Raw genomic sequence first — 5,711 nt, 5'->3', positions numbered from 1 at the left:
TCCCGGGTCCCGGGTCCCGGTCCCAAGTCACCTTATCACGCTGGCGCCCAGCGGGGCCACGCGCTTGATGTGCTCGTCGACGAATCGGAACCCGGCGCCGAAGAAAAAGTCGGGCCTGTTCTGCTGGGCTATCATGTCGTCCGCGCCGCCCAGCAGATAGAAGTTGTCTGTCACCTTCACCTCGCCGGTCAGCCTCAGGTGGGGCCTTGTGCCGTAGCGGGTCTGGAAGTCGTAGGCCGAGAAGCGCAGCCCGATGGGCCCCTTGTCGTAGTCGATGCCCAGCCCTCCGGTGGACTCGATGATGCCGCCGCGCACCTGGAAATCGTAGAACTTCTTGGCGAGCTGCGCCGAGACGCGAAGCGCGTTGCGGTTCACCGTGGCCGTGTCGGTGGTGACCGTGGTGGTGTTGTTGCCCACCGTCACGTCGGTCGTGCGGGTCACGTGCGTCGGGTTCGGGTTGGGGTCGGAGACAAGCCCCAGGATGAACGCGGCGTCGGGCGAGGGCCTGATCGTGAAATCGACGTAGTTCTTGAAGTCCTCGGACTGCGTCAGGTACTCGAGGTGATATCCGATCTCGGTCTCGAAGCGCTTGAAACCGCCCAGGGTCTGGTTGAGGTTGTCGACCGCCTCGTTGAGTTTGTCCACCGTCTCGTCGTCGTTGATGAGCCGGCCCACGGTCCCCTGGCCCTCGTCGATCTTTCGCGTGATGGAGGCGATGCGCTGCATCGACTCCTCGACGTCCGCCTTGCCCTGCGCCATCACCTCGCGCAGGTGCTCGGAGAGCTCGGCGAGGTTCGCGCTTATGCGGTTCACGTTCTCGGAGTTGGCCAGCGCCAGGGTCTTTATGGTCTCGGTGAACTGGTCGAGGTTGTTCACGATCCTGTTGATCGGCGCGCTCTCGTCGTCGCCGACCATGGTCTTCAGCGAGCCGGTCACCTGCTTTATGTCCGCCGCGATCTCGTTGAACTGGTTGACGAGCGAGTTCATGTCGCCGGTGCGGAAGGAGTTCGGGATGGTGCCGTCCCTGCCGAGGAGCGGGAGATCGGGCGTGCCAGGCATGACCTCGACGTAGGTCTCGCCGAGGAAGCCCCTCGTGCGCAGCACCGCGGTGCTGTCCTCGGTCAGCCTCACCTTGTCGGAGAGGATGAGCGATACCATCGCGTTGCGCGAGTCCACGAGCTCGATGTCCTTTACCACGCCGATCTGGACGCCGGCCAGCTCCACCGGGGCCTTGAGCTTGAGCCCCGTGGCGTTATCGAACTTCACCTTGAGCAGATAGCCGCCGCCATGGACCGAGGTCTTGTCGCCCACGCGCATCGTGGCCCATCCGAGGAGGATGAGGATCGCCAGGGCGAAGGCGCCGACCTTGAACTCGGTGGTGAACTTGATCAATTCCCCTCCCCCCTGCTGCCGCCCCTGCCGCCGGCCGCCAGAAACGCCCTGACCACCGGGTTTGCCGACCTTTGGAAATCCGAAGGCGCGCTCGACTCGACGATGCGGCCGCCGTGTATCATCGCGATGCGGTCGGCCACTCGAAAAGCGGAGTCGATATCGTGGCTTATGACCACCGACGTCACGCGCAGCTCTTTCTGCATTGAGAGGATGAGGTTGTCAATAGCGAGGGTCATGACGGGGTCCAGCCCGGTGGTCGGCTCGTCGTAGAGGATTATGGACGGCGAAAGGACGATCGCGCGCGCCAGCCCGACCCTCTTTCTCATGCCGCCGGAGAGCTCGGAGGGCATCTTGTCGAGCGCCCCGTCGAGCCCCACGAGCGCGAGCTTCTCCCTGACTATCTTCGCGATGTCGGGCCTGGCCCTTCCCCTCGCGCCCTCGACCAGCGGGAAGGCGACGTTATCGAACACCGAGAGCGAGTCGAAGAGCGCCGCGCTCTGGAACAGCATGCCGAAGCGCCGCCTGAAGTCGTTGAGCTCGCGCTCGCCGAGCCTGAACAGGTCCACGCCGTCGACCGTGACGGTGCCGCGGTCGGGCCTGTGGAGGCCTATGATGTGCCGAAGCAGCACGGTCTTGCCGGAGCCGGACGGCCCGAGGATCACGGTGATCTCCCCCTTGGGCATCGTGAGATCGACCCCCTTGAGCACCGGCACGCCCTTGAACGACTTGTGGATGTTTTTGAGCTCTATCATTTGAAATCCGTGACTAGTGACTAGTGACTAGCGGAATAATACGGAAGACCTGTTATTTACCGCCAGTCACCAGTCACGAGTCACGAGTCACGAGTTACGAGTCACGAGTTACGATAATTGTCACTTCGATATATACTCCAGTATCCACGTGGTCAAAAAGTAGTCCACGACGAGGATCGTCACCGCGGAGACCACGACGGCCCGCGTCGTGGCCCTGCCCACGCCCTTGGCCCCCTGCCGCGTGTTGTATCCCATGTAGCAGCTGATCGCGGAGATGAGGAACCCGAAGATGGCGGCCTTGATGAGCCCGCCCCATATGTCGTCCGCATCCACGTAGTGATAGAGCTTGTCCATGAACGGCCCCTCGCTTATGCCGAGCAGGTGTATGCCCACGAGGTATGCGCCGAGGACGCCGATGTAGTTGTAGACCATGGTGAGCAGCGGGACCATGAAGGTCCCGGCCGCCACGCGCGGGACGACCAGGTACTGGATGGGGTTGACCGCCATGGCCTCCATGGCGTCGATCTGCTCGGTCACCCGCATGGTGCCGAGCTCCGCCGCCATGGCCGAGCATGCGCGCGCCGTGACCATGATGGCCGCGAACACCGGGCCCATCTCCCTCGTGAGGGAGAGGCCGACCGTCGCGCCCACCATGCTCTCCATGTTGAACAGGGCGTAGACCTTGCCGGCCTGGAGCGCGAAGACCGCGCCGGTGAAGAGCGCGGTGAGGGAGACGATCCAGAGCGATTTCACCCCCACGAACTCCATCTGCCTCGCGAACTGGTCCAGCCTGAAGGGAGGCCTCGCCGCCCAGCAGAGGGTCTGCCAGACGAACTCGCACCAGCGGCCGAACTCCCTCACCGCGAGCATCACCAGCGTGCCGGCGTAGCTGAGCGGAGGGACGGCGAGCTGCAATGTCCTCTCTTTCAACATATGAATATCGTGACTCGTAACTCGTAACTCGTGACTAGTGACTCGTGACTAGTGACTAGTGACTGGCGGTAAATAACAGGTTTCCCGTATTATTCCGCTAGTCACTAGTCACTAGTCACGCTTGTAGATTCTGGGCATCCTCTTCGATACTCCGCAGATTATCTCGTACGGGATGGTCCCCGCCCATCCGGCCAGCTCGTCGAGCCCTATGAACTCATCCCCCTGGCTCCCCATGAGCACCACCTCGTCCCCGACGGAGACGCCCTCCACGTCGGTCACGTCGAGAACGATCATGTCCATCGTCACCCGCCCCGCCACCGGCGCGCGCCTTCCGCGGACCAGGACCCGGGCCTTGCCCGAGACCGACCAAGGGTAGCCGTCCGCGTATCCGATGGGGACGATGGCGAGCCTGGACGGCCTGCGCGCCTTGAAGGTGCAGCCGTAGCTCACCATCGCGCCGGCTGGGACGTGCTTGATGAGCATCACCCTGCTCTCGATGCCCATGACGAGGGACAGTTTCTCGCGCAACCTGTGGTCGAAGCCGCAGTCGCCGAAGAGAGCGAGCCCTGGCCTCACCCAGGTCTCACCCGCGTCGGGAAAATCGAGTGCCTCGCCGCGCATTATCGCCACGGAGTTGGCCGCGTGCCATACCGGCACCGGGCCGAGCGCACCCTCTATGCGGGCCTTGCACGTGAGGAACAGGTCGAGCTGCCGCGAGGAGAAATCCTCGTCGCCCGCATCGGCCAGGTGGGTCATGGCGCCCTCGACCCGGAGGTGCGGACATCGGCGGAGCTTCTCGATCACGCCCGGCAGCGACTCTGGCCTCACCCCCAGGCGCGACATCCCGCTGTCGATCTTCAGGTGCACGTCCACGGTGCGCCCCGCCTTTACCGCGGCCTCCTCGAGCGAATCCAGCACGCCGCTCGAGTGGACCACCGGCGTGAGATTCGCGTCCACCATCGGGAAGGAGGCTGCCGAGCCCTCGCCCATGAGGCCGCTCATGACCAGGATCGGTATGCGGATGCCGAACTCGCGCAGCTCGATCCCCTCCTCAACCGTGGCCACGCCCAGCGCCCTTGCCCCCGCGCGCTCCAATGCCAGCGATATCTCCCTGGCGCCGTGGCCGTAGGCGTCCGCCTTGACCATCGCCAGGACCCCTGCGCCCGAGGGGAGGAGCCGCTTTATGATATCGAAGTTGCGGGAGAGCGCGGGGAGGTCGACTGTCGCCCATGCGGGCCGAAACATCATCTTTCCGAGGGAATCGAGCATCATAATTGGCTGTTTTTCCTGATGATTGCCGAGTGTGCGCTTCTAACAGCGCACCCTCCGATTGTCAAAGCATATCAAGGCGATCGGTTTATCCTCTAACAGGCTGATCCGCAAAGGGAACGGTGCATCGAGAGGACTTTGGTGTTGCATTGAGGGCCCCGGCGGCGTAAAAGCCGCGGCCTATGAACACAAGGATTTCATGCACATACATCGGGCAGGCCACAACCTTCATAACGATGGGCGACACCCTCCTCATCACGGATCCGCACCTGGGCAGGCGCGCCTTCCTCTCGCCGAGGATCAGCAAACTCCCGATCGACCCCGCTTGCGCGCCCGAGCCTGCATGCATCCTGCTCTCACACACCCACTGCGACCACCTGGACATCTCGAGCTACAAATACTTCTCCACCGGCGTCCCCATCGTGGTCCCCGAGGGCAAAGAGCGAGCGGTCGGCAGCTGGCTCCCGAACCCGGTGATCGAGCTCGCCCACTTCGCGACGCACGAGCTCGTATGCGGCACCGAGATAACGGCGCTGCCTGTGATGCACAGCGAAAGCCACCTCTTCGACCTCGGCCTCGCCCGGTCCAACGCATATCTGATAAGGAAGCCGGGCTTCGACGGATCGATCTATTTCTGCGGCGACTCGGCCTACGGCCGCCACTTCCAGGAGACCGGAAACCTTGGGCGCATCGAGCTCGCGTTGCTCCCGATCGGCAGCTACGAGCCTCGCTGTCTCATGAGGCGCAAGCACATGACGCCGGCCGAGGCGGTGAACGCGTTCGAGGACCTCGGCGCTGCCCACATGGTGCCCATCCACTTCAACACCTTCCGCCTCTCCCTCGAGTCGCCGCAGGCGCCGCTGAGATGGATGGAGCGCATCCTCGAGGAGAGGCCTGACCTGAAGGCCAGGATCCACCTCCTCGAGCCGGGCGGTGAGTTCGGCCGCGACGTTGCGGCGGCCGGCCACATGGTCGCCTGATTTGACTTCACAAAACAGCTCCGGCGGTGATATCCATGGGTCCATCCATGCAGATAATTGTGAACAACGAGCAGAGGACGATCGACGAGGGGCGCACGATCGCGCAGATGCTCGACATGCTTCGAGTCCCGCGCGCGGGCACCGCTGTGGCGATAAACGGCTCGATCGTCCCGCGGGATGAGCACGAGCGCTGCGCCGTGTGCGACGGCGACCGGATCGATATCCTGCGCCCTATCGGAGGAGGGTGATGAAAGCGGTGTCCGCTTCGGGTCCCTGCCTCCCGGCAGGCAGGCTGTCGCCGGGCGGCTCCTCCCGCCACAATTTGAGGACCCTTTTTCCGATGACGCTGTAAAAAGGGGCCTCAAATTCTGGCTCGCGTCGCCGC

The 5,711-nt window shown here is 63.6% G+C and carries 6 protein-coding genes; 2 read left to right on the top strand and 4 right to left on the bottom strand.

Translation table 11 applies throughout. From position 1 onward, the window contains the following. Positions 1–27: 27 nt before the first annotated feature. The 4 genes from JXA24_03315 to alr form a co-directional block, all read right to left on the bottom strand. Positions 28–1,392 (bottom strand): MCE family protein, encoded by a 1,365-nt coding sequence (locus JXA24_03315; protein ID MBN1282784.1) that lies wholly within the window; start codon positions 1,390–1,392, stop codon positions 28–30. Beyond that, positions 1,389–2,144: an ABC transporter ATP-binding protein gene (locus JXA24_03310; GenBank protein MBN1282783.1), complete on the bottom strand. Its 756-nt coding sequence runs from the start codon at positions 2,142–2,144 to the stop codon at positions 1,389–1,391. The genes JXA24_03315 and JXA24_03310 overlap by 4 nt, the downstream gene beginning before the upstream one ends. 120 nt (positions 2,145–2,264) lie before the next feature. Beyond that, the gene (locus JXA24_03305) at positions 2,265–3,014 is read right to left on the bottom strand and encodes an ABC transporter permease (protein MBN1282782.1); all 750 of its coding nucleotides are present in this window, start codon (positions 3,012–3,014) and stop codon (positions 2,265–2,267) included. A gap of 174 nt (positions 3,015–3,188) precedes the next feature. After that, on the bottom strand, positions 3,189–4,349 hold the full coding sequence (gene alr / locus JXA24_03300; protein ID MBN1282781.1) for an alanine racemase: 1,161 nt from the start codon (positions 4,347–4,349) through the stop codon (positions 3,189–3,191). A 179-nt stretch (positions 4,350–4,528) separates the two neighbouring features. Between alr and JXA24_03295 the strand changes: the two genes are divergently transcribed. Both JXA24_03295 and thiS read left to right on the top strand, forming a co-directional pair. Continuing rightward, positions 4,529–5,326 carry an MBL fold metallo-hydrolase gene (locus JXA24_03295; protein ID MBN1282780.1) on the top strand — a complete coding sequence of 266 codons (798 nt, stop codon included), beginning with the start codon at positions 4,529–4,531 and terminating at the stop codon, positions 5,324–5,326. 47 nt (positions 5,327–5,373) lie between these two features. After that, a complete protein-coding gene (thiS, locus tag JXA24_03290; GenBank protein MBN1282779.1) occupies positions 5,374–5,574 on the top strand; it encodes a sulfur carrier protein ThiS in 201 nt (66 codons plus the stop codon). Positions 5,575–5,711: the final 137 nt, after the last annotated feature.

The organism is Pseudomonadota bacterium, from assembly GCA_016927275.1.
Lineage (GTDB): Bacteria > UBA10199 > UBA10199 > 2-02-FULL-44-16 > JAAZCA01 > JAFGMW01.
Note: the sequence above shows the minus strand (reverse complement) of the source record. Positions and strands in the feature narration are given on the sequence as shown.